Genomic DNA, 26,978 nt, shown 5'->3' on the forward strand with positions numbered 1-26,978 from the left:
TAAATCACAAAGACTTTGTTTTTTACCCAAAAATGAACCACCTGGATATGTGGTATTAGAACACCTTTTGAGAGGAGGAAAAATCGATGCCTACAATTAACCAATTAGTTAACAAGCCTCGTAAACCAAAGAGCACTAAATCAGATTCACCAGCCCTAAACAAAGGGTATAACAGCTTTAAAAAGTCTCAAACTAACGTGACATCACCACAAAAACGTGGAGTATGTACTCGTGTTGGTACAATGACACCTAAAAAACCAAACTCGGCATTGCGTAAATATGCGCGTGTACGTTTGACTAACCAAATTGAGGTTAATGCTTACATCGGCGGCGAAGGTCACAACCTTCAAGAGCACAGTGTAGTTCTTCTTCGCGGCGGACGCGTAAAAGATTTACCGGGTGTACGTTACCATATCGTACGTGGAGCACTTGATACAGCTGGAGTTACTGGTCGTATGCAAAGCCGTTCTAAATACGGAACTAAACGCCCTAAAGTTAAAAAATAATATTTTAAATTAACGAAGTGACTTCGTTGAAAGGAGGAACATACATGCCTCGTAAAGGTCCTGTAGCTAAACGTGACGTGTTGCCAGATCCAATTTATAATTCAAAATTGGTGACACGCTTAATTAATAAAATGATGGTTGACGGAAAAAGAGGTACTTCACAAAAGATCCTATACGGAGCGTTTGAGTTAGTTAAAGAACGCAGCGGTAAAGATCCAATTGAAGTATACGAACAAGCATTGACTAACGTTATGCCAGTTCTTGAAGTACGCGCTCGCCGTGTTGGTGGAGCTAACTACCAAGTACCGGTTGAAGTTCGTCCTGAACGCCGTACAACTTTAGGTCTTCGCTACCTTGTAAACTATTCACGTCTTCGTGGAGAGAAAACAATGGAAGAGCGTTTGGCTAATGAAATTTTAGATGCTGCTAACAACACTGGTGCAGCTGTTAAGAAACGTGAAGATATTCATAAAATGGCGGAAGCAAACAAAGCGTTTGCACATTACCGCTGGTAATTTCTTTCGAGATGTTTACATCTTAATCCGAAATGGAAGGAGAAAAACAACATGGCTAGAGAGTTCTCCTTAGACAAAACACGTAATATCGGGATCATGGCACACATTGATGCTGGTAAAACGACTACTACGGAGCGTATTTTATACTACACAGGTAGAATCCACAAAATCGGGGAAACACATGAAGGTGCTTCTCAGATGGACTGGATGGAGCAAGAGCAAGAGCGTGGAATCACAATCACTTCTGCTGCAACTACTGCTTCATGGAGAGAACACCGCGTTAACATCATTGATACTCCTGGACACGTAGATTTCACTGTTGAAGTTGAACGTTCATTGCGTGTACTTGATGGTGCAGTTACAGTTCTTGATGCTCAATCAGGTGTTGAGCCTCAAACTGAAACAGTTTGGCGTCAAGCTACAACATACGGCGTTCCACGTATCGTATTTATTAACAAAATGGATAAAATCGGTGCTGATTTCCTTTACTCTGTAGGCACATTACATGAGCGTCTACAAGCAAATGCTCACCCGATCCAATTGCCAATCGGCGCAGAAGATGAGTTCTCAGCTATTATCGATTTAGTTGAAATGAACGCACGTTTCTACGCAAACGATTTGGGAACTGAAATTACTGAAGGTGAAATTCCTGAAGAATATAAAGAGCTTGCTGAAGAATGGCACACTAAATTAGTGGAAGCTGTTGCTGAGCTTGATGAAGAATTAATGGAGAAATACCTTAGCGGTGAAGAAATTACTGTTGAAGAACTTAAAGCTGGTATCCGTAAAGGAACATTAGACGTTGAGTTTTATCCAGTAGTTTGTGGTACTGCATTTAAAAACAAAGGGGTTCAATTAATGCTTGATGCAGTAATTGACTACCTACCATCTCCATTAGATGTACCACCGATGACTGGTGTTCTTCCAGACTCGGACGAAGAAGTATTACGTAAGCCTGACGAAAGCGAACCATTCTCTGCGTTAGCGTTTAAAGTAATGACAGATCCATATGTAGGGAAGTTAACTTTCTTCCGTGTGTATTCTGGATCACTTAAATCTGGATCATATGTTCAAAACTCTTCTAAAGGTAAGCGTGAGCGCGTAGGACGTATTCTACAAATGCACGCAAACTCGCGTGAAGAAATTGCTGAAGTGTATTGCGGAGATATTGCTGCTGCTATCGGTCTTAAAGATACATCTACGGGTGATACTTTAAGTGACGAGAAGCACCAAGTAATTCTTGAGCGTATGGTATTCCCAGAACCAGTTATTTCTCTTTCTGTAGAACCTAAGTCTAAAGCAGACCAAGATAAAATGGGTCAAGCTCTTGCTAAATTACAGGAAGAAGATCCAACTTTCCGTGCGCACACTGACCAGGAAACTGGCCAAACAATCATCGCGGGTATGGGTGAACTTCACCTTGATATCCTAGTTGACCGTATGCGTCGTGAATTCAACGTAGAAGCTAATGTGGGTGAACCTCAGGTATCTTACCGTGAGACATTCCGTCAGTCTGCTAAAGTTGAAGGTAAATTCGTACGCCAATCTGGTGGACGTGGACAATTCGGACACGTTTGGATTGAATTTTCTCCAAACGAAGAAGGAGCAGGTTTTGAATTTGAAAATGGTATCGTTGGTGGTGTTGTTCCACGTGAATACATCCCAGCAGTTGAAGCGGGTCTTCGCGACTCTCTAGACAACGGTGTAATCGCCGGATACCCATTAATCGATATCAAAGCTCGTTTGTTCGACGGATCTTACCATGATGTTGACTCGAATGAAATGGCATTTAAAGTAGCTGCATCTATGGCGCTTAAAAATGCGATCTCTAAAGTAAATCCGGTTCTTCTTGAGCCACTTATGCGTGTTGAAGTTGTTATCCCTGAGGAATACCTTGGAGATATCATGGGTGACATTACGTCACGCCGCGGCCGTGTAGAAGGTATGGAAGCTCGTGGAAACGCGCAAGTTGTTCGTGCTATGGTTCCACTTGCACAAATGTTCGGTTATGCAACTTCATTGCGTTCAAACACGCAAGGTCGTGGTGTGTTCTCAATGCACTTCGATCACTATGAAGAAGTACCGAAATCAATTTCTGAAGAAATCATCAAAAAAAATAAAGGTCAATAATTGAATTTTGATCTTTAATCAAGTATAAATAGTTTGTATGCCTGGAATAATAGGGCCCTATTATTCCGGCACTTCAAATGAACAATCACTTACATTTCGAGGAGGATTTTTCTAATGGGAAAAGCTAAATTTGATCGCTCTAAAACACACGCGAATATTGGTACAATTGGTCACGTCGATCACGGTAAAACTACTTTAACTGCAGCAATCGCTACAGTTCTTGCAAAACAATCAGGTGGGGAAGCTCGTTCGTACGCACAAATCGACAACGCTCCTGAAGAAAAAGAACGCGGAATCACTATCAACACTTCACACGTTGAATATGAAACTGCAACTCGTCACTATGCACACGTTGATTGCCCTGGACACGCCGATTATGTTAAAAACATGATTACTGGTGCTGCTCAAATGGACGGCGGGATCTTAGTAGTATCTGCTGCTGATGGCCCAATGCCACAAACTCGTGAGCACATCCTTCTTTCACGTCAAGTTGGTGTTCCTTACCTAGTAGTATTCATGAACAAATGCGATATGGTAGATGACGAAGAACTTCTTGAACTAGTTGAAATGGAAGTACGCGATCTTCTTTCTGAATATGACTTCCCTGGCGATGACATTCCTGTCATCAAAGGATCTGCTCTTAAAGCTCTTGAAGGAGAAGCTGAGTGGGAAGAAAAAATCGTTGAATTAATGAACGCTGTTGATGAGTATATCCCTACTCCACCACGTGACACTGACAAGCCATTCATGATGCCTGTTGAGGATGTATTCTCAATTACTGGTCGTGGAACTGTTGCTACAGGACGTGTTGAACGCGGACAAATCAAAATCGGTGATAACGTTGATATCATTGGTCTTACTGAAGAACCAAAATCTACAACTGTAACTGGTGTAGAAATGTTCCGTAAATTACTTGACTATGCTGAAGCTGGCGATAACATTGGCGCACTTCTACGCGGAGTTTCTCGTGATGACGTACAACGTGGACAAGTATTGGCTAAACCAGGCACAATTACTCCACACACTGAATTCAAAGCTGAAGTTTATGTTCTTTCAAAAGAAGAGGGTGGACGTCACACTCCATTCTTCACAAACTACCGTCCACAGTTCTACTTCCGTACAACTGATGTAACTGGTGTTTGTAACCTTCCTGAAGGTGTAGAAATGGTTATGCCTGGAGATAACATCGAAATGATCGTTTCTCTAATCTCTCCTATCGCACTTGAAGAAGGAACTAAGTTCTCTATCCGTGAGGGTGGACGTACTGTAGGCGCTGGCGTTGTTGCTACAATTACGAAGTAATAATTGCTAAGTGTTGATTAAAGACCCTGTCTCATTATTTAATGAGACAGGGTCTTTTTTTGCATATTTTTAGTGATAAAGAAGAAGTAAGAATGAAAGAAGAGCCTGTTCATAAAATATTCAAACTTTTTTAAAATTCTTTTAAACCCAATAATAGCAACAATGAAAACGGATACATAATTCTTGAATGTTCAAAATTAACAAAAAACTTGGTGAAAGTCGATTGACACGGGTCGCAATAGACGATATGATAGCAACAATTTACAAAACAAATACAGAATTCGATATATTGCATATTATAAAACTTTCGAGAAAGAAGTGGACATCATGAGTGAACAAGTAATTTATATGAATGGTGAATTCGTGAAAAAGGAAGACGCTAAGATTTCAGTTTATGATCACGGTTTTTTATACGGTGATGGAGTGTTTGAAGGGATACGTTCTTACAACGGTAATGTCTTTCGACTGGAAGAACACCTTGAGCGACTTTACGATTCAGCAAAATCTGTGATGCTCGAGATTCCACATTCTTTTGATGAAATGATTGAGATTGTTGTCCGCACGCTTAGAGAAAACAAGTTTAAAGATGCTTATATTCGTCTTATCGTTTCAAGAGGAGTTGGCAACCTTGGATTAGATCCTTATAGTTGTTCACATCCGAGTGTTATTGTGATAGCCGAACCTTTATCGTTGTTTCCAAAGTCCATGTACGAAACAGGGTTAGAGATTGTTTCTGTAGCTACACGACGAAGCAGATCGGACGTATTAAGCCCGAAAGTTAAATCTTTAAATTATATGAACAACATTCTAGTAAAGCTTGAAGCTAATCTAGCAGGTGTTTCTGAAGCGCTTATGCTGAACGATCAAGGCTATGTAGCTGAAGGTTCAGCAGACAACATCTTTATCGTTCGTAAAAATAAAATATTAACACCTCCAGGGTATGTAGGAGCTCTCGAAGGAATTACGCGTAATGCCATCATAGACATGGCGAATCAAAAAGGTTACGACATTCAAGAAGGTGTTTTCACAAGACATGATGTTTACGTAGCTGATGAAGTTTTCTTAACAGGGACTGCCGCTGAAGTCATTTCCGTAGTGAAAGTAGATGGACGAGTGATAGGTGAAGGAAAGCCAGGACCGGTTACAAACGATCTGCTTGTATCTTTTAGAGAGCTTGTTCAAAACGATGGTGTAAAAGTTTACTCAGATCAGTTAAATGTGGTTTAAAAAAACCGAATATTAGTTCAACTCAATGACGAGGTTAAAGTAAATGGAAGCTGTATTCACAGAGAGCCGGTATAGGTGGAAGCCGGTAATACAACCATTTGCGACATCCCCTCTGAGTGGATTGCTGAAAGGCTGCGGCTGTTTAGGTGATCCCGGTGACTTGTAAGTTAGAAGTTACCGTTATCAGCAGATAAGCATTGCTTATCTATGAGGCTGCGGTTGCGCGGTAAAGTAGGGTGGTACCATGAAACTTTTTCATCCCTATGCAAAGAACAAGTTTCTTTGTGTAGGGATGAAAAAGTTTTTTTGTTTTATAAGAGCTTTAGAAAAGGAGGCGGAAAGATTGGGAGTAAACGTAAAGGTTAGAGAAGAAGTTAAGCAAGAATTAACAGGCAGTGGGGCAGACGTACTAATTCAATCTTTGAAAAATCAAGGAGTAGAAATCATTTTCGGATATCCCGGAGGCGCAGTGCTACCAATTTACGATGCCTTGCATCAAAACCCGATCCGCCACATATTAGCGAGACATGAACAAGGTGCAATCCATGCAGCTGAAGGTTATGCAAGGGTGTCCGGTAAAACCGGTGTTGTACTTGCTACATCGGGTCCAGGAGCAACGAATTTGGTCACGGGTATAGCTGATGCCATGTTAGATTCCTTGCCGCTAGTCATCTTTACAGGACAAGTTGCAACTTCAGTAATTGGAACTGATGCATTTCAAGAAGCGGATATCGTCGGAATCACTCAACCGATTACTAAGCATAACTATCAAGTGAAGAAAGTATCCGATCTACCAAGAATTATAAAGGAAGCATTCTACATTGCTTCTACCGGCCGTCCAGGTCCAGTTTTAGTAGATATTCCTAAAAATATTGCTACAGAATTATTTTTAACTACAAAAGACGAAGAAGAAGTTAACTTACCAGGTTATCAACCAACAACCAAGCCGAACTACCTACAAATTCAAAAAGCTGCTCAACTATTATCGCAGTCGAAAAAGCCGTTAATTTTAGCGGGTGCAGGTGTACTAGCCGCTAAAGCGACAGATGAACTTAAAAACTTTTCGGAGCGTCATCAAATTCCAATTACTAATACACTACTCGGATTGGGCAGCATCGCTGGCGAACATGAACTATTCCTAGGAATGGCCGGCATGCATGGAACTTACACAGCAAACACCGCAATTTGTGATTGCGATGTGCTGCTAAATATCGGTGCCCGGTTTGATGACCGATTAACTGGAAATTTAGCTCACTTTGCACCAAATGCTCAAGTAATTCATATCGATATCGATCCAGCAGAAATTGGAAAAAATGTACCGACAGCAATTCCGATTGTTGCAGATGCAAAAGAAGCATTAATTCAATTGTTGAATCAATCATTTGAAAGCCCGAATACGAAAGAGTGGATAGCAAAATTAACCGGCGATAAAGCGGAATATCCACTTCAGTATCATGTGAAAGGCCGAGAAGGTATTCTTCCTCAACAAGCGGTTGAATTGATTCACCGATTGACTAATGGAGACGCTGTTGTAACGACGGATGTCGGGCAGCACCAAATGTGGGCGGCGCAATATTACCGATTTAACAATCCACATAACTGGGTAACTTCAGGGGGCTTAGGCACAATGGGATTTGGTTTCCCAGCAGCAATCGGTGCACAATTGGCAAAACCAGATGAAAAGGTTATTTCCATCGTAGGAGATGCTGGTTTTCAAATGACGTTGCAAGAGTTGTCGCTGCTTCAAGAGCTACGCCTTCCTGTAAAAATTGTTATCTTAAACAATCAAAGTCTAGGAATGGTAAGGCAATGGCAAGAAACATTTTACGAATCACGTTATTCGCAGTCGTTAATGCCTGTTCAACCCGATTTTGTTAAATTGGCAGAAGCTTATAACGTTAAAGGTTATAAAGTAGAAACGATGGAAGAAGCAGAAGCTGTTTTTACAGAAGCATTTAATTCAAACGAGCCGGTTTTGATTGATTGTCGCGTAGTGCAATTGGAATGTGTGTATCCAATGGTTGCGCCTGGTAAAGGCTTGAATGAAATGATCGGGGTGAAAGGCGAATGAAACGAGTTATTACCACAACGGTGATCAACCAAAGCGGGGTGTTGAACCGCGTTACCGGATTACTGATGAAGCGACAGTTCAACATCGAAAGCATATCGGTTGGTCACACAGAGCAGCCTGGCATGTCGAAAATGACTTTTGTGGTTAATGTAGAAGATAAAGGCAAATTGGAACAATTATTAAAACAACTGCAAAAGCAAATTGATGTAATTAAAGTAAACGATATTACAGATAAAGCCATGGTGATGAGAGAGTTGGCGTTGGTCAAAGTGGTTGTCCCACCAGCAGTCAGAAGTGAAATTCTCAGCATTGTTGAACCGTTCCGAGCAACGGTTGTTGATATGAGCAAAAATGTAACAACATTCCAAGTTACTGGCGACCCAGAAAAAATTGAAGCATTCATTGATTTAATGAGACCTTATGGTGTCAAAGAACTGACCCGAACCGGTGTATCCGCTTTTGTCAGAGAAACACAAAAAACTCAAGTACCACAATTAAACATCCTATAAAAAACCCAAACTCGAGGAGGAAATTAAAAATGGCAAAAATGTATTATAACCAAGACGTAAACGAACAGGTACTTAAAGGAAAGACAATCGCGGTAATCGGATATGGTTCACAAGGTCACGCACATGCTCAAAATTTAAAGGAATCTGGCTTTGATGTAGTAGTTGGCGTACGTCCAGGTAAATCATTCGAGCAAGCAGCAAATGACGGTATGAAAGTAATGACGGCTAAAGAAGCGGCAGAAGCGGCAGACGTGATCATGCTTTTAGTACCGGATGAAAAACAAACACAAATCTATAATGCAGATATCAAACCTTCATTAAAAGCAGGTAAGTCACTTGTTTTTGCACACGGCTTTAATGTTCACTTTAATCAAATTGTTGCACCAGCAGATGTAGATGTATTCTTAGTAGCTCCTAAAGGACCGGGACACCTTGTGCGTCGCACATACGAAGCTGGTGCAGGCGTACCTGGGTTAATTGCTATCCACCAAGATGTGTCAGGTCAAGCTAAAGAAGTAGCATTGGCATATGCAAAAGGAATTGGCGCGACACGTGCAGGCGTTTTAGAAACAACGTTTAAAGAAGAAACTGAAACGGATCTATTTGGAGAACAAGCGGTTCTTTGCGGGGGCGTAACGTCTCTAGTAAAAGCTGGATTTGAAACACTTGTAGAAGCTGGATACCAGCCTGAACTTGCCTATTTCGAATGTATGCACGAATTAAAACTAATTGTTGACCTAATGTATGAAGGGGGCTTGTCAGGAATGCGCTACTCGATTTCAGACACGGCTCAATGGGGAGATTTTGTATCAGGACCACGTATTGTCGATGCAGATACAAAAGCGCGTATGAAAGACGTCCTTACGGATATTCAAACTGGGAAATTTGCAAAAGGTTGGTTGCTTGAAAACCAATTAAACCGTCCAGAATTCACAGCAATCGAAAAAGCAGAAGAATCCCATCAAATCGAACAAGTTGGTCGCGAATTGCGTGCAATGATGCCATTCGTTAACGAAGGCAAAAAAGCAAAACAAAAAGAGGTGGTTGCTAATGTCACAAATTGATATTTTCGATACGACATTGCGAGACGGAGAACAGTCGGCCGGGATCAACTTGAATACAGCAGAGAAAATCGAAATCGCCCGCCAGCTTGAACGTTTGGGAGTGACGATTATCGAATCAGGATTTCCTGCTTCATCTCCAGGAGATTTTGACGCTGTGCAACGAATTGCAGGCACAGTGAAAAATTCAATTGTAACGGGCCTTGCTCGTTCGATTCAAAGTGACATTGACAGAACATGGGAAGCGTTAAAAGGAGCGGAACAACCGCATATTCATATCTTTTTAGCAACATCTCCTATTCATATGGAAACAAAATTATTTAAAACACCCGAGCAAGTGGTTGAACTAGCTGTGGAATCAGTAAAATATGCACGTAAGTTTTTCCCGCTCGTCCAATGGTCAGCAGAAGATGCTTCTCGTTCAGACCCGGAATTTCTTGCGCATATTATTCGCAAAGTAATTGAAGCAGGCGCAACAACAATCAACCTTCCGGATACGGTTGGTTATGCGACCCCTCATGAATACGGTGCGATGTTCAAATACATGACGGACAACGTAGCAGGAATTGAAAAAGTAAAACTATCTGCGCATTGCCACAATGATTTGGGAATGGCGACAGCTAATACATTAGCGGCTATCGAAAATGGCGCGACACAAATTGAAGGAACAATAAATGGAATCGGAGAACGCGCTGGTAACGTTGCGCTTGAAGAAATTGCGGTTGCCTTGCATATCCGAAAACAAATTTTTAATGTTGAAACGGGCATTAAACTGAACGAAATTAAACGCACTAGCCAATTGGTAAGTCAGTTGACAGGTAGCTTGATTCAGCCAAACAAAGCTGTAGTCGGTAAAAATGCTTTTGCTCATGAATCAGGCATTCACCAAGACGGCATGTTAAAAAATCCGTTAACATACGAAATCATTACACCAGATTTGATTGGCGACGCAGTAACTGAGTTGGTACTTGGCAAACATTCAGGGCGTCACGCCTTTAAAGACCGTGCTGTGAAAATGGGCTTTGATTTGACAGAAGAAAAGTTGAATAAAGCATTTGTTGAATTTAAGAAACTAGCCGATAGCAAAAAAGAAATCGTAGAAGCTGATTTATATGTATTGCTAACAGATCAACAAATTCATGATAACGATACACCGGTTTATAAACTGGAAAGTGTTCAAGTGCAGTACGGCACAGCGAATATTCCGACGGCGACAGCTTCTGCTTATCATCCAAATGGTGAGTTAATCAATGAAGCGGCGACAGGAGCAGGTTCAGTTGAAGCGATTTTCAATACGCTAGAGCGGATTGTAGAAGGCGAAGTTCATATATTGGATTACCGAGTAACGTCTATTGGTAAAGGTCGCGATGCACTAGGTGAAGCGGTTATCAACATGAGCTATAACGGAGAAACCGTTACAGGTCGAGACGTGGCGCAAGATGTTTTAGAAGCCACGGCAAAAGCGTATTTAAATGCAGTCAACCGCCAAATTGTTCAAGTAGGTAAGAAGGTTAGAATCCCAGCCATTTAAAAGAACAGATCGAAAGAGGAGGAATTTAAAATGAAAAAAACAATAGCGGTATTGCCAGGAGACGGAATCGGACCGGAAGTAACAGATGCAGCGGTAAAAGTGCTGCAATCCATTGCAATGCGTTATGGACATACTTTTCATTTAAAGCACGCGGTAATCGGGGGAGAAGCGGTAGATCAATTTGACAATCCGCTTCCTCAGCAAACCATTGAAGTTTGTGAAGCGAGTGACGCGATTCTCCTTGGTGCGGTCGGGGGAACAAAATGGGACAACAACCCAGCTCATTTGCGTCCTGAAAAAGGGCTTTTGAACATCCGGAAGCATTTCGATTTGTTTGCAAATATCCGTCCAGTAAAAGCCATTCCGGCATTGCTAGCATCTTCGCCGCTTAAAGAAGAGGTAGCGAAAGACGTAGATATGGTCATCGTGCGCGAATTGACAAGTGGTTTGTATTTCGGTGAACCAAAACGTCGCTCTGAAAAATCCGCTGTCGATACGTTAGTTTACACAAGAGAAGAAATTGAACGCATTGTAAATCAAGCGTTTGAAATCGCTCGTACACGAAGAGGCAAAGTAACTTCGGTTGATAAAGCCAATGTATTGGAAACGAGCAAGCTATGGCGTGAAGTGGTAGAAGAGCGTAAAGCTGCATATCCAGATATCGAAGTGGAACACATGCTAGTTGATTCAGCTGCGATGAAGTTGATCACAGACCCACGCACTTTCGATGTTGTCGTAACAGAGAATATGTTTGGAGATATCTTGAGTGATGAAGCTTCTGTTATTACCGGCTCACTAGGTATGCTGCCATCTGCTAGCGTCCGTTCAGACGGCTTTGGTCTTTATGAACCCGTACATGGTTCAGCTCCTGACATCGCTGGCCAAAACAAAGCGAATCCATCAGCTGCTATTTTGTCAGCTGCGATGATGTTGAAGCATTCGTTTGGCCTTCATTCAGAAGCGGCTGCGATTGAACAAGCCGTAATGGGTGTTCTAGAAGATGGTTATTGTACAGGAGATTTGGCTGGTAGCGGGAAACGTGTAGTGTCAACAGAGCAATACGTAACAAAAGTGATCGAAGAACTTGAAAGAGAATTTGTATCGGAACATATTATGTATTCTTATGTGTAAGTAAAAGGAGCGGTTCGCATGGCAAAAACAATCATAGAGAAAATTTGGGAACAACATGTCGTCTTCGAAGAGCAAGGGAAGCCGGACCTGCTATATATTGACCTTCACTTATTGCATGAGGTGACATCTCCACAAGCGTTTGAAGGACTGCGGTTAAACGGGCGCAAAGTACGCCGACCAGATCTTTGTTTTGCGACAATGGATCATAACGTGCCGACACGAAACCGAAATACGATTACAGATCCAATTTCACGTAAGCAAATCAAAACTTTGCAAGACAATTGCGATGAGTTTGGTGTTCCGCTTGCGGGCATCAACCATCCGGACCAAGGAATTGTGCATGTTATTGGACCAGAACTTGGGTTGACTCAACCAGGTAAAACAATTGTTTGTGGTGATAGCCATACGTCGACGCACGGTGCATTTGGTGCTTTAGCATTCGGTATTGGGACAAGTGAAGTCGAACACGTTCTTTCGACACAAACGCTATGGCAATCAAAGCCTAAAACGATGGAAGTTCGAATTGATGGCAAGTTAGGCTTTGGTGTAACTGCGAAAGATGTCATCCTTGCGATTATTTCGAAATTTGGTATCGATATGGGTACTGGATATGTCATGGAGTACACGGGCGAAGCAGTTCGTAATTTAACAATGGAAGAGCGCATGACTATTTGCAATATGTCTATTGAAGCTGGTGCGCGTGCAGGTTTGATTAGCCCAGATCAAACAACAATCGAGTATTTAAGAGGACGTCGACATGTACCTGAAGGCGAAGCGTTTGAACAGGCAACTGATCGTTGGCTAGCTCTTGCAACAGACGAAGGCGCGCAGTACGATGCGACCGTTTCAATTCATGCAGATGAAATTTCTCCATTCGTTACATGGGGCACAAACCCGTCAATGGGCTCAGGTATAGCTGAACGTGTGCCGTCTGCTGCAGATTACGATAAGCAGTCAGATAAAGACGCATTAAAGCAAGCATTGGCTTATATGCACTTAGAAGAAGGAATGCCGCTTTCATCGATTGCGATTCAACACGTCTTTATCGGTTCTTGCACAAATGCGCGTCTTAGTGATTTGCGTGCTGCAAGTGAAATCATTAAAGGGAAGAAAGTGCATCCGTCTGTAACGGCAATTGTTGTTCCTGGATCTGAAACGGTAAAACGTGCTGCTGAACAAGAAGGATTGGACCAAGTGTTTCTTGAAGCGGGCTTTGAATGGCGTGAGACAGGTTGCAGTATGTGCCTAGCGATGAACGAAGACTCAGTACCTGCGGGTGAACGTTGTGCGTCTACTTCTAACCGGAATTTCGAAGGTCGACAAGGAGCGGGTTCGATGACGCACCTAGTAAGCCCTGTAATGGCAGCAGCCGCTGCGATTGAAGGTCATTTAACAGATGTCCGTAACTACATGGAAGAACCTGTCGCATCTGTGTGACAAACGAAAGTGAGGAGACCCTTCGATGAAACCGATTAATAAAATTTCAAGCGTTTTAACGCCACTTGAACGAAAAAACGTAGATACGGACCAAATCATTTCAAAAGAATTTCTAAAGCGTATTGAACGAACGGGATTCGGCAAATATTTATTTTATCATTGGCGTTTTCATGCAGATGGTACACCCATAGAAGACTTTGTTTTGAATAACCCTCGATTCGAAAACTCCGAAATTCTAGTCGCACAAGAAAATTTCGGCTGCGGTTCTTCTCGTGAACATGCTCCGTGGGCAATTTTAGATTACGGATTCCGTGTGGTGATTGCGCCTAGCTATGCAGACATCTTCTATAACAACTGTGTTAAAAACGGCATTTTGCCAATTCGTTTGAAAGACCAAGAAGTAGATGAGTTGATTAACAAAGGGCAGCAACAAGACTTTAAGTTAGAGATCAACTTGGAAGACCAGTCTGTCACCGGACAAGATGGTACACGTTATGAGTTTGAAATTGATCCTTATTGGAAAGAAATGCTGCTAAAAGGCTGGGATGAAATTGCGCTGACCTTCCAGTATGATTCATACATTGCAGCTTATGAAGAAAAACAACGCGCTTAATGTTTTAGAAAGACCTTTTACTTAACCGTAAAAGGTCTTTTTTCATTTTAAGTAAATTAATCATCAGCTGTTGACAACTATTTTTTATTTTGTTAATTTATAAAAGGTGCTTTAACGCTTTAGCAAACTAAAGGAGAGTTTATTTATGAATGCAGTTATTATTGCTGTCTTAGTCATGCTCGTATTGAGCTTGTTGCGTGTGAACGTCGTCTTTGCTTTATTGATTGGCGCGCTGGCAGGTGGACTAAGTGGTGGGTTATCGTTTACAGATACTATTACATCATTTACAGATGGTTTAGGAGCAGGGGCGACCATCGCATTGAGTTATGCCATGCTAGGTGGATTTGCCGTAGCCATATCACGTACAGGAATTCCTGAGCTACTTGTCTCAGGTGTACTGAAGTTAGTAAATAAAGATGGCAAAGCAACGCGACAAAATTTAGCGAAGGCTCTGATTGTTTTAGCTTTGTTAGCGATGGCTATCTTCTCGCAAAACTTAATTCCGATTCACATTGCTTTTATTCCGTTATTGGTCCCACCGATTTTGCATATTCTAAATGAACTAAGAATCGATCGTCGTTTGATCGCTGCTGTCTTAACGTTTGGTTTGACAGCGCCATATATTTTGTTACCATATGGCTTTGGATTGATTTTCCATGAAATTGTTTTTACACAAATGGAACTAGCGGGATTGACGATTGACATGGCGGATATTCCAAAAGCAATGGCGATTCCAGTATTGGGCTTATTAGTGGGCCTAATCATTGCGGTATTCTTTTCTTACCGTAAGCCAAGAGACTACAAAACAATTCATTCTTCTTCTATAGAAGGAACGTTGAAAAAGACAGCTTCCGCGAAAGACGTACTCGTGACGATTGCTGCGTTAGTTGCGGCGCTGTTTGCTCAAGTACAAACAGATTCAATGATCATCGGTGCACTTGCTGGTATCTTGGTGCTGTATATCTTTGGTGCAATGAAATGGCGTGAAGCTGACGAGGTCCTAACAGAAGGAATGCGTATGATGGCGTTCATCGGCTTTGTCATGATCACGGCGAACGGTTTTGCTTCGGTTATACAAACGACAGGAGCGATCGCACCATTAGTCGACAGCGTATCGGATTTGTTTGCTGGCAATAAAGGTATTGCTGCACTAGCAATGTTAATTGTCGGTTTGTTTGTAACGATGGGCATTGGTTCATCATTTGCAACGATTCCGATCATTGCTGCGATCTTTGTTCCATTAAGTCTTGAGTTCGGCTTCTCAACGATGGCCATCATTGCTTTGATCGGAACTGCGGGTGCGTTAGGTGATGCTGGTTCACCAGCTTCTGATTCAACACTCGGACCAACAGCTGGGCTGAACGTAGATGGACAACACAATCACATCTGGGATACATGTGTTCCGACCTTCCTTCACTACAATATTCCGTTGGTGATTTTCGGTTGGGTTGCTGTTATGTTCTTAGGATAAACGTAAAGTGTTCCGACTATTATCATCTGGCTTGAAGTTCTAAAATATCCTGTTATACTAATAAAAGCGAATTAAAAAGAATTTCGTGAAACCACTTGCGGAATTCTTTTTTATTGTGTATAATATCTAATGTTGGTCTTTTGACTGCGATGAAGCGAGAGGTTACCGATACACCCGGCCGCTTTGCCATGGCGAGTGATTGGAAAATTTTCGTGGAGAATGTCTATCAAAAATAGGCGAAAAGGAGGGAAAATAATGGCAAAACAAAAAATTCGTATCCGTTTAAAAGCATATGATCATAGAATTCTTGATCAGTCTGCTGAGAAAATTGTTGAAACTGCTAAACGTTCAGGTGCAAGCGTATCGGGTCCGATACCGTTACCAACTGAAAGATCGGTTTACACAATCTTGCGTGCTGTTCATAAATACAAAGATGCTCGTGAGCAATTTGAAATGCGCACACACAAACGTCTAATCGATATCGTTAACCCAACACCACAAACTGTTGATGCGTTAATGAAACTTGATTTACCGTCAGGCGTTGACATTGAAATTAAACTTTAATCGGCAACGAAATAGAAAAACACAAATAACCACAGGAGGTGTGACAACATGACCAAAGGAATCTTAGGTAGAAAAATCGGTATGACGCAAGTTTTTGCTGAGAACGGTGATTTAATCCCTGTAACTGTTATTGAAGCTTCTCCAAACGTAGTTCTTCAAAAGAAAACAGTTGAGGTTGACGGCTACGAAGCTATCCAATTAGGTTTTGAAGACAAGCGCGATAAGCTTTCTAACAAACCTTCTAAAGGACACGTAGCAAAAGCTAACACTGCTCCTAAGCGCTTCATTCGCGAACTTCGCAATGTAAACTTAGCTGATTACGAGATTGGTCAAGAAGTCAAAGTAGATGTATTCGCAGAAGGCGATGTAGTAGATGTCACAGGAACAACAAAAGGTAAAGGTTTCCAAGGTGTTATTAAACGCCACGGACAATCTCGCGGACCAATGACACACGGTTCACGTTACCACCGTCGTCCTGGTTCAATGGGTCCGGTTGCTCCTAACCGCGTATTCAAACAGAAGAAATTACCTGGTCAAATGGGTGGAACAACAATTACGATTCAAAACCTTTCAATCGTGAAAGTGGATCTTGAGCGTAACTTGCTACTTGTTAAAGGTAATGTTCCTGGTTCTCGCAAAGCGTTGATCCGTGTTAAATCGGCAACTAAAGCGAAATAATATATTTTTTGAGAAAGGAGGAAACAAGAATGACTAAAGTAGCTTTATTAAATCAAACAGGTTCACAAGTTGGCGAAATCGAATTGAACGATCATGTATTCGGTATCCAACCAAACGAATCAGTGTTATTCGACGCAGTAGTGTCTCAACGCGCTTCACTTCGTCAAGGTAACCATAAAGTAAAAAATCGTTCTGAAGTTGCTGGTGGTGGTAAAAAGCCATGGCGTCAAAAAGGAACTGGACGTGCTCGTCAAGGGTCGATCCGTTCACCACAATGGCGCGGAGGCGGTATCGTATTCGGACCAACTCCACGTAGCTACAGCTACAAACTTCCTAAGAAAGTACGTCGTTTAGCTCTACGTTCTGCACTTTCATCTGCAGTAGTTGGAGAAAACTTGATGGTACTTGAAGGATTAACATTTGATGCACCAAAAACAAAATCTTTCAACCAGTTGATCGCTGACCTTTCAATTGGCAAAAAAGCTTTGTTCGTAACTGCTGACCTTGATGAGAACGTTGCAAAATCTGCACGTAACCTTAAAGGAATGACAGTTGTAGCAGCAGATGGAATTAACGTATTAGACTTGCTTGGACATGACAAAATTGTTATGACTAAAGCAGCTGTCGAGAAAATTGAGGAGGTGCTTAGTTAATGGAAGCACGTGATGTAATTAAACGTCCGGTCATTACTGAGCAATCGTCTGAAGTAATGGCGGAGAAAAAGTACACTTTTGAAGTGGACACTCGCGCAAATAAAACACAAGTAAAACAAGCCGTACAAGAAATCTTTGGCGTGAAGGTTGAGAAAGTCAACATCATGAACTACAAAGGCAAATTCAAACGTATGGGCAAACACGCAGGATACACAAACAAACGCCGTAAAGCGATTGTGAAATTGACTGCTGAATCTAAAGACATCGAGTTATTCGAAATTTAATTTTCTATAAGTTCTTATAGGACTATTAAAGAAGGAGGGAACTAACGTGGGGATCAGAAAATACAAACCTACCACTAACGGTCGTCGTAACATGACGAGTTCAGATTTCGCTGAAATCACTACGAACAAGCCTGAAAAATCGCTTCTACAACCTGTAAAGCGCAAAGGCGGCCGTAATAACCAAGGTAAAATTACTGTACGCCATCACGGTGGTGGACATAAACGTCAATACCGCGTGATCGATTTCAAACGTAACAAAGATGGCATTCCAGGACGCGTTGCTACAATCGAGTACGATCCTAACCGTTCTGCAAACATCGCATTGATTCATTATGCTGATGGTGAAAAACGTTACATCTTAGCTCCTAAAGGAGTAGAAGTTGGAACTCAAATCATGTCAGGTATTGAAGCAGACATCAAAGCAGGTAACGCATTGCCGTTATCAAATATCCCAATGGGTTCTACAATCCACAACATTGAATTGAAGCCAGGCGGCGGCGGACAACTAGTTCGTTCTGCAGGAACTTCAGCTCAAGTATTGGGTAAAGAAGGTAAATACGTAACAGTTCGTTTGCAATCAGGCGAAGTTCGCATGATCCTTGCTACTTGTCGCGCAACTATCGGCGCAGTAGGAAATGAGCAACACGAATTAATCAACATTGGTAAAGCAGGTCGTAACCGTTGGAAGGGCAATCGCCCAACTGTACGTGGATCTGTAATGAACCCTAACGATCACCCACACGGTGGTGGTGAAGGACGTTCGCCAATCGGACGTAAATCACCAATGTCTCCATGGGGCAAACCAACTCTTGGATACAAGACACGTAAGAAAACGAATAAATCCGATAAATTTATCGTGCGTCGTCGTAAAAAATAATTTGATTCCGCTACGGTTCGCCAAAAGAACCGTGGTGCAATCACGAAGGGAGGATCCCACATGGGCCGCAGCTTGAAAAAAGGACCTTTTGTTGATGATCATCTTATGAAAAAAGTTGAAGCACAAAAGGACTCTGAGAAAAAACAAGTGATCAAAACTTGGTCTCGCCGTTCTACAATTTTCCCGACATTCATCGGACAAACAATCGCAGTATATGATGGTCGCAAGCACATTCCTGTATACGTGACTGAAGACATGGTGGGCCATAAACTAGGCGAATTCGCTCCAACGCGTAAATACGCTAGTCATGGTGCAGACGATAAGAAAACAAGACGTTAATTGAGAGGAGGATTTCCCTATGCAAGCAAAAGCTGTCGCTAGAACAGTACGTATTGCTCCTCGTAAAGTCCGTTTAGTAGTAGATTTAATCCGAGGCAAGCAAATTGGCGAAGCTGTTGCGATTTTGAACCATACTCCAAAAGCAGCATCTGTTGTTGTTGAGAAGTTATTGAAATCTGCAGCTGCTAACGCTGAACACAACTACGAAATGGACCTGAATGACTTAGTCATCAGCGAAGTATTCGTTGACGAAGGACCAACACTTAAACGTTTCCGTCCACGTGCAATGGGACGCGCAAGCGCAATTAATAAACGCACAAGCCACATAACACTAGTGGTATCTGACCAGAAGGAGGGATAATTCGTGGGACAAAAAATACATCCAATTGGGATGCGTATCGGAATCATTCGTGATTGGGAATCTAAATGGTACGCTGAGAAAGATTATGCTACGCTTCTTCACGAAGATATTAAAATCCGTGAATATGTTGAAGCACGTTTGAAAGAAGCATCAGTTTCTAAAATTGAAATTGAGCGCGCCGCAAACCGTGTTAACGTAACTATTCATACTGCGAAACCAGGTATGGTAATTGGTAAAGGTGGATCTGAAGTAGAAGTACTTCGCAAACAACTTAACTCTATGACTGGCAAGCGTGTACACATCAACATTATTGAAATTAAAAGAGCTGATCTTGATGCAAGATTAGTAGCTGAAAGTGTTGCACGTCAATTGGAAAACCGAGTGTCTTTCCGTCGTGCACAAAAACAAGCGATCCAACGCACTATGCGTTCTGGCGCTAAAGGAATCAAAACTCAAGTATCTGGACGTCTAGGCGGCGCTGACATTGCGCGTGCTGAACACTACAGTGAAGGTACTGTTCCGCTCCATACGCTCCGCGCTGATATCGATTATGCGCATGCTGAAGCAGACACAACTTATGGTAAGCTTGGCGTAAAAGTATGGATCTACCGCGGTGAAGTCCTTCCAACTAAGAAGAAATCTGAGGAAGGAGGCAAATAATATGTTAATGCCTAAACGCGTTAAATATCGTAGAGAGCACCGTGGCAAGATGCGCGGAGAAGCTAAAGGCGGTAAAGAAATCGCATTCGGCGAATTTGGTCTCCAAGCGTTAGAATCATCTTGGATCACTAACCGTCAAATCGAAGCAGCACGTATTTCCATGACTCGTTACATGAAACGTGGCGGTAAAGTCTGGATTAAAATTTTCCCGCATAAACCATATACGAAAAAGCCTCTAGAGGTTCGTATGGGATCTGGTAAAGGTTCACCTGAAGGCTGGGTAGCCGTTGTCAAAACTGGTAAAATCATGTTTGAACTTGGTGGAGTATCTGAAGAAGTGGCACGCGAAGCATTACGCCTTGCATCTCACAAACTTCCGATTAAAACGAAGTTCGTAAAACGAGAAGAAATTGGTGGTGAATCGAATGAAAGCTAATGAAATCCGTGACTTAACCACTGCTGAGATAGAACAAAAAGTGAAATCACTGAAAGAAGAGCTTTTCAACCTTCGCTTCCAATTGGCTACTGGTCAATTAGAAAATACTGCTCGCATCCGCGAAGTACGTAAAGCGATTGCCCGTATGAAAACTGTGATTCACGAAAGAGTACTCAGTGGCAATAACTGATAAATCGAGAGGAGGTTTGCAAGTATGACTGAGCGTAACCAACGCAAAGTATACACAGGCCGTGTTGTGTCTGACAAAATGGACAAAACCGTTACAGTAATGGTTGAAACTCAAAAGAAGCACGCATTCTATGGCAAACGTGTAAAATACTCTAAGAAATATAAAGCTCATGATGAGCTAAACGAAGCGAAAATGGGCGACGTAGTTCGCATCATGGAAACTCGTCCGCTATCAGCTACTAAACGTTTCCGCGTATTGGAAATTGTAGAAAAAGCGGTTATCATTTAATTTAAATAATTTCGGAACCTAAGAAATTCCGAAGGGAGGTTACCTAAGTGATCCAACAGGAAAGTCGTTTAAAAGTTGCAGACAACTCGGGTGCTCGTGAAGTACTAACGATTAAAGTGCTTGGTGGTTCTGGTCGCAAGACTGCAAACATCGGTGACGTAATCGTTTGTACCGTGAAAAAAGCAACACCAGGTGGCGTTGTTAAGAAAGGTGAAGTCGTTAAGGCTGTCATCGTTCGCACGAAAAGCGGAGCTCGCCGTAAAGACGGTACTTATATCAAATTTGATGAAAATGCATGTGTCATTATCCGTGACGACAAAGGTCCACGCGGAACTCGTATTTTCGGACCTGTTGCGCGCGAACTTCGCGATAACAGCTTCATGAAAATCGTATCACTTGCTCCTGAAGTTCTTTAATAAATCAATGTGCCATACCAAGGAGGTGCGACAGAATGCATGTTAAAAAAGGCGATACAGTTAAGGTAATCTCAGGTAAAGATAAAGGCAAAACAGGTGTTGTTTTGACAGCTTTACCTAAGAAAGACCGTGTGCTTGTTGAAGGTGTAAACATCGTGAAAAAGCATACAAAACCGAACCAGGCAAATCCACAAGGTGGAATTGTCAGCCAAGAAGCAGCAATTCACGTTTCTAACGTAATGTTACTTGACCCTAAATCAGGCGAGCCGACTCGTGTAGGTTATAAGGTTGAAGATGGTAAAAAAGTTCGTGTTGCAAAAAAATCCGGCGAAAAATTAGATAAATAAAATTCCTGAATGAAGGGAGGTACACACATGAACCGCCTAAAAGAAAAATATGTCAATGAAATCACTCCTGCTCTAGTGAGCAAGTTTGAATATAAATCGGTAATGCAGGCACCTGCAGTAAACAAAATCGTCATCAACATGGGTGTAGGCGAAGCTGTTCAAAACACTAAGTCACTTGACTCAGCTGTTGAAGAATTACAAACTATCACTGGTCAAAAACCAGTTATTACTAAAGCTAAGAAATCTATCGCTGGCTTCCGTCTTCGTGAAGGTATGCCAATCGGATGTAAAGTTACACTACGCGGAGAGCGTATGTACGACTTCCTGGATAAATTGATTGCTATCTCACTTCCACGTGTACGTGACTTCCGTGGCGTATCGAACAAATCGTTCGACGGACGCGGTAACTACACACTTGGCGTGAAAGAACAATTGATCTTCCCTGAAATCGATTATGATAAAGTTACAAAAGTACGCGGTATGGACATCGTGATTGTAACAACTGCGAACTCTGATGAAGAAGCTCGTGAGTTATTAACACAATTCGGAATGCCGTTCCAAAAGTAAACGTGAGGGAGGCGTAAACGTGGCTAAAAAATCTATGATCGCAAAACAAAAACGCACGCCAAAGTTTAAAGTACAAGAGTACACACGCTGTGAACGATGCGGACGTCCGCATTCAGTATTACGCAAATTTAAACTTTGCCGTATTTGTTTCCGTGAACTTGCATATGTGGGACAAATTCCTGGCGTCAAAAAAGCCAGCTGGTAATCCCCTAATTTGGGAAGGAGGTAAAAGTAATGACAATGACAGATCCGATTGCAGATATGCTGACACGCATTCGTAATGCAAACATGGTTCGTCACGAAAAATTAGAGCTTCCGGCTTCTAATGTGAAAAAAGACATCGCTGAAATCCTTAAGCGTGAAGGTTTCGTTCGTGACGTAGAATACGTTGAAGATGATAAACAAGGCATGATCCGCATTTTCCTTAAATACGGAGCTAACAACGAACGCGTTATTACTGGATTGAAACGCATTTCAAAACCAGGATTACGTGTATACGCTAAAACTAACGAGGTGCCACGTGTACTAAACGGTCTTGGAATCGCTTTAGTCTCAACATCACAAGGTTTAGTAACTGATAAAGAAGCCCGCGCGAAACAAATCGGCGGAGAAATCATAGCATACGTTTGGTAATAAGCAACAAACGAATGGAGGTGCAAAAGAATGTCACGTGTAGGTAAAAAACCAATTGAGGTTCCTGCAGGCGTTACAATTACTCTTGGAGACAAGAACTCTGTAACTGTTAAAGGACCTAAAGGCGAGTTAACTCGCGAATTCCATAAAGATATTACAATCGCTCTAGAAGATAACGTGCTAACATTGACACGTCCTTCAGATTCTAAAGACCACCGCACAAACCACGGTACAACTCGTGCTTTGCTTGCAAACATGGTTACTGGAGTTTCAGAAGGATTCTCACGCACACTTGAATTAGTGGGTGTAGGTTACCGTGCTCAATTGCAAGGTGAAAAATTGGTTCTTAACGTAGGCTACTCTCACCCGGTTGAATTCACACCGGAAAACGGAGTTACAGTTGAAGTTCCAGCTAACACTAAAGTTATTGTTAAAGGTATCGATAAAGAACGTGTTGGAGCTCTTGCTTCGAACATTCGCCAAGTACGTCCACCAGAGCCATATAAAGGCAAAGGGATCCGTTACGAAGGAGAAGCAGTTCGTCGTAAAGAAGGTAAAACAGGTAAATAATGCTGCTTAGGCAGGCTGAAAGGAGTGACCTCAGTGATTACGAAACTCGATAAAAACGCATCTCGTAAAAAACGTCATGCACGCGTACGTTCTAAAATTACGGGTACAGCACAACGCCCACGTTTAAACGTATTCCGTTCAAATAAATACATTTACGCTCAATTGATCGACGATATGAATGGCGTTACACTTGCAAGTGCATCATCTATGGAGAAAGATTTTTCTGTAGAATCTACTGGCAACGTGGAAGCAGCAACTAAAGTCGGCGAAACAATCGCAAAACGCGCTACTGAAAATGGCTTGAAATCGGTTGTTTTCGACCGCGGTGGTTATTTATATCATGGACGTGTAAAAGCATTAGCAGAAGCTGCACGTGAAAATGGTTTACAATTTTAAAAGAAGGAGGGACACATTTCATGCGTCGTATTGATCCAAACAAACTTGAACTTGAAGAACGCGTAGTTACGATTAACCGCGTAGCGAAAGTTGTAAAAGGTGGACGTCGTTTCCGTTTCTCCGCATTAGTTGTTGTAGGCGACAAAAATGGTAATGTTGGTTTTGGTACTGGTAAAGCTCAAGAAGTTCCAGATGCTATCCGCAAAGCTATTGAAGATGCGAAGAAAAACCTAATTGAAGTACCTATGGTTAAGGGTACTACTCCACACTTAGTTATCGGTCGTTTTGGTGCAGGCCAAATTCTTATCAAACCTGCTTCTCCGGGTACTGGTGTAATTGCTGGCGGACCTGTTCGTGCGGTACTTGAATTAGCTGGAGTACAAGATATTTTATCTAAATCTCTAGGTTCAAGCACACCAATCAACATGGTACGTGCTACTATTAACGGTTTAACTCAATTGAAAAGTGCTGATGAAGTTGCAAAACTTCGCGGTAAATCAATAGAAGAACTGTTAGGATAGGAGGGAAAATCACATGGCAACTAAATTGGAAATTACCCTCACAAAATCTGTGATCGGCGCTAAACCGGCACAACGTAAAACTGTTCAGTCATTAGGATTGCGCAAAATGCATCAAACTGTTGAGCACCAAGACAATGCAGCCGTTCGCGGAATGCTTGATAAAGTAGCTCACTTAGTAACTATTAAAGAAGTTTAATTACGGATTTCTATAGAAGGAGGTGCCAACCAAATGAAACTTCATGAATTAAAACCAGCAGAAGGTTCACGCAGCTCGAGAAAGCGTATCGGACGCGGTATCGGTTCAGGTACTGGTAAAACAGCAGGTAAAGGTCATAAAGGTCAAAACGCACGTTCAGGCGGCGGTGTTCGTCCTGGATTCGAGGGTGGTCAAAACCCATTGTTCCGTCGTTTGCCAAAACGTGGATTTACCAACATCAACCGTAAAGACTATGCAGTAGTGAATGTTGAAGTGTTAAATCGTTTCGACGAAGGCACAGAAGTAACACCTGCATTGTTGATTGAAACAGGTGTTGTGAGCAACGAACGTTCTGGAATCAAAATTCTGGGCAACGGTAGCTTAGAAAAGAAATTGACAGTAAAAGCTCACAAATTCTCTGGATCAGCTAAAGAAGCGATCGAAGCTGCCGGCGGACAAACCGAGGTGGTTTAATGTTTCAGACAATCTCTAATTTTATGCGCGTGACTGATATTCGAAATAAAATATTCTTTACATTATTGATGCTCATCATTTTCCGTATTGGAACTTTTGTTCCAGTACCAAATGTTGACGCATCGGTTTTGCAAGCTACTGACCAGATGGGTCTGGTTGGATTCTTAAATACTTTCGGTGGAGGTGCCCTTGCTAACTTTTCGATTTTAGCAATGGGAATTATGCCATACATTACAGCATCAATCATTGTGCAATTATTGCAGATGGATGTTGTACCGAAATTTGCAGAGTGGGCGAAACAAGGAGAAGTCGGAAGACGGAAACTTGCTCAATTCACTCGCTACTTCACAATCGTTCTTGCCTTTATTCAAGCAATCGGTATGTCTTATGGATTTAACCAAATGTACGGAGGTTCTTTAATCCAGAATGACACGATTTCAACTTACGTTGTCATCGCTATTGTTTTGACTGGAGGTACAGCGTTTCTACTGTGGCTTGGCGAGCAGATTACGGCAAAAGGTGTGGGGAACGGTATTTCGATTATCATCTTCGCAGGGATTGTCGCTGCAATACCAGGTGCTGTTAACCAATTATATGCACAGCAGATCCAAGGAGCTGGAGATCAGCTTCCGATCAATCTTGCCATCATGGCATTGCTTGCATTAGCTGTTGTTGCCATTACGGTTTTGGTCATTTACGTTCAACAAGCGTTGCGTAAAATACCAATTCAGTATGCAAAACGAGTTGCTGGCCGTGGTCAGACAACGAGTGGGCAGCAAACGCATTTACCTTTGAAAGTGAACGCGGCCGGAGTTATACCGGTAATCTTTGCAGTAGCGTTTATTATTACGCCACAAACCATTGCTTCTTTCTTTGGTGCCAACGCGTTTACAGAAGCGATTCAGAATACGTTTGATTATACGCGTCCAGTCGGCATGATTATTTATGTCGCTTTGATCGTAGCATTTACGTATTTCTACGCTTTCATTCAGGTTAACCCTGAAAACGTGTCGGATAACTTGAAAAAGCAAGGTGCATATATTCCGGGAATCCGTCCGGGTAAAAATACGCAGGATTATTTAACAAGTGTGTTATATCGATTGACATTCGTTGGCGCTATCTTCCTGGCAGTTATTGCTGTTCTTCCGATTTTCTTCATTAACGTAGCTAATTTACCGCAATCGGCGCAAATCGGTGGTACAAGTCTTTTGATTGTTGTAGGTGTAGCACTAGAGACGATGAAACAATTAGAATCACAACTTGTAAAACGTCATTACAAAGGCTTTATGAAATAATCAGTGGGATATAAAGGGACGTGAGAGCGTCTCTTGTCCAATTGTTTGAGGGGGAAAACGTATGAATATCGTATTAATGGGTCTACCAGGTGCCGGAAAAGGTACTCAAGCAGACGAAATTGTTAAGAAGTACGACATCCCTCATATTTCTACAGGTGACATGTTTCGCGCTGCTATAAAAGGTGGAACGGAACTGGGCTTGAAAGCAAAATCATTCATGGATCAAGGTGCATTAGTGCCTGATGAAGTGACTATCGGCATTGTCCGAGAGCGACTAAGTGAGAAGGACACGGAGAAAGGCTTCTTATTGGATGGCTTTCCACGTACTGTCCCTCAAGCTGAAGCGTTAGAATCTCTTCTGGCCGATCTTGATAAGCGAATCGAGCATGTCGTAAATATCCAAGTCGAACAAGACGAATTGATTGCACGTTTAACAGGCAGATGGATCTGTAAAGTTTGTGGAACTGCTTACCATACTGTGTTTAACCCTCCAGCGAAAGCTGGCGTGTGCGACAAAGATGGCGGAGAACTCTACCAGCGCGAAGATGATAAGCCTGAAACCGTCACTAAGCGTCTAGAAGTAAATATGCAACAAACACAGCCGCTTCTTGATTTCTATGAAAGCAAAAACGTGCTGCAAAATATAGATGGACAGCAGGACATCAAAAAAGTATTTGCTGACATTGATGCTCTTCTAAAGGGCGACCGAGGATAATCCCCGGCGCCGGG

36 protein-coding genes are annotated in these 26,978 nt (G+C 42.1%); all 36 read left to right on the forward strand.

Going from position 1 to position 26,978, the window contains the following annotated elements:
• The first annotated feature begins 86 nt into the window (after positions 1 to 86).
• The 36 genes from rpsL to BCM40_RS00865 all read left to right on the forward strand — a co-directional run bounded on the left by rpsL (position 87) and on the right by BCM40_RS00865 (position 26,964).
• Positions 87 to 506: a 30S ribosomal protein S12 gene (gene rpsL / locus BCM40_RS00690; RefSeq protein ID WP_008432479.1), complete on the forward strand. Its 420-nt coding sequence runs from the start codon at positions 87 to 89 to the stop codon at positions 504 to 506.
• 44 nt (positions 507 to 550) lie between these two features.
• Entirely contained in the window at positions 551 to 1,021 is a 471-nt protein-coding gene (gene rpsG / locus BCM40_RS00695; protein ID WP_008432480.1) for a 30S ribosomal protein S7, read from the forward strand.
• Between the two features lie 51 nt (positions 1,022 to 1,072).
• Positions 1,073 to 3,151 carry an elongation factor G gene (gene fusA / locus BCM40_RS00700; protein ID WP_065527575.1) on the forward strand — a complete coding sequence of 693 codons (2,079 nt, stop codon included), beginning with the start codon at positions 1,073 to 1,075 and terminating at the stop codon, positions 3,149 to 3,151.
• Positions 3,152 to 3,265: 114 nt separating this feature from the next.
• Positions 3,266 to 4,453, forward strand: a complete 1,188-nt coding sequence (gene tuf / locus BCM40_RS00705) for an elongation factor Tu (RefSeq protein WP_065527574.1) — start codon at positions 3,266 to 3,268, stop codon at positions 4,451 to 4,453.
• 327 nt (positions 4,454 to 4,780) lie between these two features.
• Complete coding sequence (ilvE, locus tag BCM40_RS00710; protein ID WP_065527573.1) at positions 4,781 to 5,680, forward strand: branched-chain-amino-acid transaminase; 900 nt, start codon at positions 4,781 to 4,783, stop codon at positions 5,678 to 5,680.
• A 343-nt stretch (positions 5,681 to 6,023) separates the two neighbouring features.
• On the forward strand, positions 6,024 to 7,751 hold the full coding sequence (ilvB, locus tag BCM40_RS00715; RefSeq protein WP_065527572.1) for an acetolactate synthase large subunit: 1,728 nt from the start codon (positions 6,024 to 6,026) through the stop codon (positions 7,749 to 7,751).
• On the forward strand, positions 7,748 to 8,260 hold the full coding sequence (gene ilvN / locus BCM40_RS00720; protein WP_008432488.1) for an acetolactate synthase small subunit: 513 nt from the start codon (positions 7,748 to 7,750) through the stop codon (positions 8,258 to 8,260). The genes ilvB and ilvN overlap by 4 nt, the downstream gene beginning before the upstream one ends.
• Before the next feature lie 29 nt (positions 8,261 to 8,289).
• Positions 8,290 to 9,324, forward strand: coding sequence for a ketol-acid reductoisomerase (ilvC, locus tag BCM40_RS00725; protein ID WP_065527571.1), 1,035 nt, complete (start codon positions 8,290 to 8,292; stop codon positions 9,322 to 9,324).
• Positions 9,311 to 10,852 (forward strand): 2-isopropylmalate synthase, encoded by a 1,542-nt coding sequence (locus BCM40_RS00730; protein ID WP_065527570.1) that lies wholly within the window; start codon positions 9,311 to 9,313, stop codon positions 10,850 to 10,852. Before ilvC ends, BCM40_RS00730 begins: the two co-directional genes overlap by 14 nt.
• 30 nt (positions 10,853 to 10,882) lie before the next feature.
• A complete protein-coding gene (leuB, locus tag BCM40_RS00735; RefSeq protein ID WP_065527569.1) occupies positions 10,883 to 11,983 on the forward strand; it encodes a 3-isopropylmalate dehydrogenase in 1,101 nt (366 codons plus the stop codon).
• 18 nt (positions 11,984 to 12,001) lie between these two features.
• Positions 12,002 to 13,420, forward strand: a complete 1,419-nt coding sequence (gene leuC, locus BCM40_RS00740; RefSeq protein WP_065527568.1) for a 3-isopropylmalate dehydratase large subunit — start codon at positions 12,002 to 12,004, stop codon at positions 13,418 to 13,420.
• Positions 13,421 to 13,445: 25 nt separating this feature from the next.
• Positions 13,446 to 14,033, forward strand: a complete 588-nt coding sequence (leuD, locus tag BCM40_RS00745; protein WP_065527567.1) for a 3-isopropylmalate dehydratase small subunit — start codon at positions 13,446 to 13,448, stop codon at positions 14,031 to 14,033.
• Positions 14,034 to 14,178: 145 nt separating this feature from the next.
• Positions 14,179 to 15,504 (forward strand): Na+/H+ antiporter family protein, encoded by a 1,326-nt coding sequence (locus BCM40_RS00750; protein WP_065527566.1) that lies wholly within the window; start codon positions 14,179 to 14,181, stop codon positions 15,502 to 15,504.
• Between the two features lie 255 nt (positions 15,505 to 15,759).
• Complete coding sequence (gene rpsJ, locus BCM40_RS00755) at positions 15,760 to 16,068, forward strand: 30S ribosomal protein S10 (RefSeq protein WP_006828927.1); 309 nt, start codon at positions 15,760 to 15,762, stop codon at positions 16,066 to 16,068.
• A gap of 48 nt (positions 16,069 to 16,116) precedes the next feature.
• Positions 16,117 to 16,746 carry a 50S ribosomal protein L3 gene (rplC, locus tag BCM40_RS00760; RefSeq protein WP_008432504.1) on the forward strand — a complete coding sequence of 210 codons (630 nt, stop codon included), beginning with the start codon at positions 16,117 to 16,119 and terminating at the stop codon, positions 16,744 to 16,746.
• A gap of 29 nt (positions 16,747 to 16,775) precedes the next feature.
• Entirely contained in the window at positions 16,776 to 17,399 is a 624-nt protein-coding gene (gene rplD / locus BCM40_RS00765; RefSeq protein ID WP_008432506.1) for a 50S ribosomal protein L4, read from the forward strand.
• Entirely contained in the window at positions 17,399 to 17,683 is a 285-nt protein-coding gene (rplW, locus tag BCM40_RS00770) for a 50S ribosomal protein L23 (protein WP_006828930.1), read from the forward strand. The genes rplD and rplW overlap by 1 nt, the downstream gene beginning before the upstream one ends.
• Before the next feature lie 46 nt (positions 17,684 to 17,729).
• The gene (gene rplB, locus BCM40_RS00775) at positions 17,730 to 18,560 is read left to right on the forward strand and encodes a 50S ribosomal protein L2 (RefSeq protein WP_065527565.1); all 831 of its coding nucleotides are present in this window, start codon (positions 17,730 to 17,732) and stop codon (positions 18,558 to 18,560) included.
• Positions 18,561 to 18,620: 60 nt separating this feature from the next.
• On the forward strand, positions 18,621 to 18,899 hold the full coding sequence (rpsS, locus tag BCM40_RS00780; protein ID WP_006828932.1) for a 30S ribosomal protein S19: 279 nt from the start codon (positions 18,621 to 18,623) through the stop codon (positions 18,897 to 18,899).
• Between the two features lie 19 nt (positions 18,900 to 18,918).
• Positions 18,919 to 19,260 carry a 50S ribosomal protein L22 gene (gene rplV, locus BCM40_RS00785; protein ID WP_008432509.1) on the forward strand — a complete coding sequence of 114 codons (342 nt, stop codon included), beginning with the start codon at positions 18,919 to 18,921 and terminating at the stop codon, positions 19,258 to 19,260.
• A 3-nt stretch (positions 19,261 to 19,263) separates the two neighbouring features.
• Complete coding sequence (gene rpsC / locus BCM40_RS00790; RefSeq protein WP_006828934.1) at positions 19,264 to 19,920, forward strand: 30S ribosomal protein S3; 657 nt, start codon at positions 19,264 to 19,266, stop codon at positions 19,918 to 19,920.
• A gap of 1 nt (position 19,921) precedes the next feature.
• Complete coding sequence (gene rplP, locus BCM40_RS00795; protein ID WP_038701916.1) at positions 19,922 to 20,356, forward strand: 50S ribosomal protein L16; 435 nt, start codon at positions 19,922 to 19,924, stop codon at positions 20,354 to 20,356.
• Positions 20,346 to 20,546 (forward strand): 50S ribosomal protein L29, encoded by a 201-nt coding sequence (rpmC, locus tag BCM40_RS00800; RefSeq protein ID WP_006828936.1) that lies wholly within the window; start codon positions 20,346 to 20,348, stop codon positions 20,544 to 20,546. The genes rplP and rpmC overlap by 11 nt, the downstream gene beginning before the upstream one ends.
• Positions 20,547 to 20,570: 24 nt before the next feature.
• Complete coding sequence (gene rpsQ / locus BCM40_RS00805; protein WP_008432511.1) at positions 20,571 to 20,834, forward strand: 30S ribosomal protein S17; 264 nt, start codon at positions 20,571 to 20,573, stop codon at positions 20,832 to 20,834.
• A gap of 47 nt (positions 20,835 to 20,881) precedes the next feature.
• Positions 20,882 to 21,250, forward strand: a complete 369-nt coding sequence (rplN, locus tag BCM40_RS00810; RefSeq protein ID WP_006828938.1) for a 50S ribosomal protein L14 — start codon at positions 20,882 to 20,884, stop codon at positions 21,248 to 21,250.
• A gap of 35 nt (positions 21,251 to 21,285) precedes the next feature.
• Positions 21,286 to 21,597 (forward strand): 50S ribosomal protein L24, encoded by a 312-nt coding sequence (gene rplX / locus BCM40_RS00815; protein WP_008432514.1) that lies wholly within the window; start codon positions 21,286 to 21,288, stop codon positions 21,595 to 21,597.
• A gap of 27 nt (positions 21,598 to 21,624) precedes the next feature.
• Positions 21,625 to 22,164, forward strand: coding sequence for a 50S ribosomal protein L5 (gene rplE, locus BCM40_RS00820; RefSeq protein ID WP_008432516.1), 540 nt, complete (start codon positions 21,625 to 21,627; stop codon positions 22,162 to 22,164).
• A gap of 19 nt (positions 22,165 to 22,183) precedes the next feature.
• Positions 22,184 to 22,369, forward strand: a complete 186-nt coding sequence (gene rpsN / locus BCM40_RS00825) for a 30S ribosomal protein S14 (RefSeq protein WP_006828941.1) — start codon at positions 22,184 to 22,186, stop codon at positions 22,367 to 22,369.
• Positions 22,370 to 22,398: 29 nt separating this feature from the next.
• Entirely contained in the window at positions 22,399 to 22,797 is a 399-nt protein-coding gene (rpsH, locus tag BCM40_RS00830) for a 30S ribosomal protein S8 (RefSeq protein ID WP_006828942.1), read from the forward strand.
• Between the two features lie 30 nt (positions 22,798 to 22,827).
• The gene (gene rplF / locus BCM40_RS00835) at positions 22,828 to 23,367 is read left to right on the forward strand and encodes a 50S ribosomal protein L6 (RefSeq protein WP_065527564.1); all 540 of its coding nucleotides are present in this window, start codon (positions 22,828 to 22,830) and stop codon (positions 23,365 to 23,367) included.
• Between the two features lie 33 nt (positions 23,368 to 23,400).
• A complete protein-coding gene (gene rplR / locus BCM40_RS00840) occupies positions 23,401 to 23,763 on the forward strand; it encodes a 50S ribosomal protein L18 (protein WP_058386719.1) in 363 nt (120 codons plus the stop codon).
• A gap of 20 nt (positions 23,764 to 23,783) precedes the next feature.
• Complete coding sequence (rpsE, locus tag BCM40_RS00845) at positions 23,784 to 24,284, forward strand: 30S ribosomal protein S5 (protein WP_008432520.1); 501 nt, start codon at positions 23,784 to 23,786, stop codon at positions 24,282 to 24,284.
• Positions 24,285 to 24,297: 13 nt separating this feature from the next.
• On the forward strand, positions 24,298 to 24,480 hold the full coding sequence (gene rpmD / locus BCM40_RS00850; RefSeq protein WP_008432521.1) for a 50S ribosomal protein L30: 183 nt from the start codon (positions 24,298 to 24,300) through the stop codon (positions 24,478 to 24,480).
• Positions 24,481 to 24,513: 33 nt separating this feature from the next.
• Entirely contained in the window at positions 24,514 to 24,954 is a 441-nt protein-coding gene (gene rplO / locus BCM40_RS00855; RefSeq protein ID WP_008432523.1) for a 50S ribosomal protein L15, read from the forward strand.
• The gene (gene secY, locus BCM40_RS00860; RefSeq protein WP_065527563.1) at positions 24,954 to 26,249 is read left to right on the forward strand and encodes a preprotein translocase subunit SecY; all 1,296 of its coding nucleotides are present in this window, start codon (positions 24,954 to 24,956) and stop codon (positions 26,247 to 26,249) included. The genes rplO and secY overlap by 1 nt, the downstream gene beginning before the upstream one ends.
• A gap of 61 nt (positions 26,250 to 26,310) precedes the next feature.
• A complete protein-coding gene (locus tag BCM40_RS00865; RefSeq protein ID WP_065527562.1) occupies positions 26,311 to 26,964 on the forward strand; it encodes an adenylate kinase in 654 nt (217 codons plus the stop codon).
• The last annotated feature ends 14 nt before the right edge of the window (positions 26,965 to 26,978 follow it).

The organism is Planococcus donghaensis, from assembly GCF_001687665.2.
Classification (GTDB): Bacteria; Bacillota; Bacilli; order Bacillales_A; family Planococcaceae; genus Planococcus; species Planococcus donghaensis.

What these genes read in the sequence shown, in the direction of transcription:
- rpsL (WP_008432479.1), top strand. Translation starts at nt 87, where the DNA reads ATGCCTACAATTAACCAATTAGTTAACAAGCCTCGTAAACCAAAGAGC.
- rpsG (WP_008432480.1), top strand. Translation starts at nt 551, where the DNA reads ATGCCTCGTAAAGGTCCTGTAGCTAAACGTGACGTGTTGCCAGATCCA.
- fusA (WP_065527575.1), top strand. Translation starts at nt 1,073, where the DNA reads ATGGCTAGAGAGTTCTCCTTAGACAAAACACGTAATATCGGGATCATG.
- tuf (WP_065527574.1), top strand. Translation starts at nt 3,266, where the DNA reads ATGGGAAAAGCTAAATTTGATCGCTCTAAAACACACGCGAATATTGGT.
- ilvE (WP_065527573.1), top strand. Translation starts at nt 4,781, where the DNA reads ATGAGTGAACAAGTAATTTATATGAATGGTGAATTCGTGAAAAAGGAA.
- ilvN (WP_008432488.1), top strand. Translation starts at nt 7,748, where the DNA reads ATGAAACGAGTTATTACCACAACGGTGATCAACCAAAGCGGGGTGTTG.
- ilvC (WP_065527571.1), top strand. Translation starts at nt 8,290, where the DNA reads ATGGCAAAAATGTATTATAACCAAGACGTAAACGAACAGGTACTTAAA.
- BCM40_RS00730 (WP_065527570.1), top strand. Translation starts at nt 9,311, where the DNA reads ATGTCACAAATTGATATTTTCGATACGACATTGCGAGACGGAGAACAG.
- leuB (WP_065527569.1), top strand. Translation starts at nt 10,883, where the DNA reads ATGAAAAAAACAATAGCGGTATTGCCAGGAGACGGAATCGGACCGGAA.
- leuC (WP_065527568.1), top strand. Translation starts at nt 12,002, where the DNA reads ATGGCAAAAACAATCATAGAGAAAATTTGGGAACAACATGTCGTCTTC.
- leuD (WP_065527567.1), top strand. Translation starts at nt 13,446, where the DNA reads ATGAAACCGATTAATAAAATTTCAAGCGTTTTAACGCCACTTGAACGA.
- BCM40_RS00750 (WP_065527566.1), top strand. Translation starts at nt 14,179, where the DNA reads ATGAATGCAGTTATTATTGCTGTCTTAGTCATGCTCGTATTGAGCTTG.
- rpsJ (WP_006828927.1), top strand. Translation starts at nt 15,760, where the DNA reads ATGGCAAAACAAAAAATTCGTATCCGTTTAAAAGCATATGATCATAGA.
- rplC (WP_008432504.1), top strand. Translation starts at nt 16,117, where the DNA reads ATGACCAAAGGAATCTTAGGTAGAAAAATCGGTATGACGCAAGTTTTT.
- rplD (WP_008432506.1), top strand. Translation starts at nt 16,776, where the DNA reads ATGACTAAAGTAGCTTTATTAAATCAAACAGGTTCACAAGTTGGCGAA.
- rplW (WP_006828930.1), top strand. Translation starts at nt 17,399, where the DNA reads ATGGAAGCACGTGATGTAATTAAACGTCCGGTCATTACTGAGCAATCG.
- rpsS (WP_006828932.1), top strand. Translation starts at nt 18,621, where the DNA reads ATGGGCCGCAGCTTGAAAAAAGGACCTTTTGTTGATGATCATCTTATG.
- rplV (WP_008432509.1), top strand. Translation starts at nt 18,919, where the DNA reads ATGCAAGCAAAAGCTGTCGCTAGAACAGTACGTATTGCTCCTCGTAAA.
- rplP (WP_038701916.1), top strand. Translation starts at nt 19,922, where the DNA reads ATGTTAATGCCTAAACGCGTTAAATATCGTAGAGAGCACCGTGGCAAG.
- rpmC (WP_006828936.1), top strand. Translation starts at nt 20,346, where the DNA reads ATGAAAGCTAATGAAATCCGTGACTTAACCACTGCTGAGATAGAACAA.
- rpsQ (WP_008432511.1), top strand. Translation starts at nt 20,571, where the DNA reads ATGACTGAGCGTAACCAACGCAAAGTATACACAGGCCGTGTTGTGTCT.
- rplX (WP_008432514.1), top strand. Translation starts at nt 21,286, where the DNA reads ATGCATGTTAAAAAAGGCGATACAGTTAAGGTAATCTCAGGTAAAGAT.
- rplE (WP_008432516.1), top strand. Translation starts at nt 21,625, where the DNA reads ATGAACCGCCTAAAAGAAAAATATGTCAATGAAATCACTCCTGCTCTA.
- rpsH (WP_006828942.1), top strand. Translation starts at nt 22,399, where the DNA reads ATGACAATGACAGATCCGATTGCAGATATGCTGACACGCATTCGTAAT.
- rplF (WP_065527564.1), top strand. Translation starts at nt 22,828, where the DNA reads ATGTCACGTGTAGGTAAAAAACCAATTGAGGTTCCTGCAGGCGTTACA.
- rpsE (WP_008432520.1), top strand. Translation starts at nt 23,784, where the DNA reads ATGCGTCGTATTGATCCAAACAAACTTGAACTTGAAGAACGCGTAGTT.
- rpmD (WP_008432521.1), top strand. Translation starts at nt 24,298, where the DNA reads ATGGCAACTAAATTGGAAATTACCCTCACAAAATCTGTGATCGGCGCT.
- rplO (WP_008432523.1), top strand. Translation starts at nt 24,514, where the DNA reads ATGAAACTTCATGAATTAAAACCAGCAGAAGGTTCACGCAGCTCGAGA.
- secY (WP_065527563.1), top strand. Translation starts at nt 24,954, where the DNA reads ATGTTTCAGACAATCTCTAATTTTATGCGCGTGACTGATATTCGAAAT.
- BCM40_RS00865 (WP_065527562.1), top strand. Translation starts at nt 26,311, where the DNA reads ATGAATATCGTATTAATGGGTCTACCAGGTGCCGGAAAAGGTACTCAA.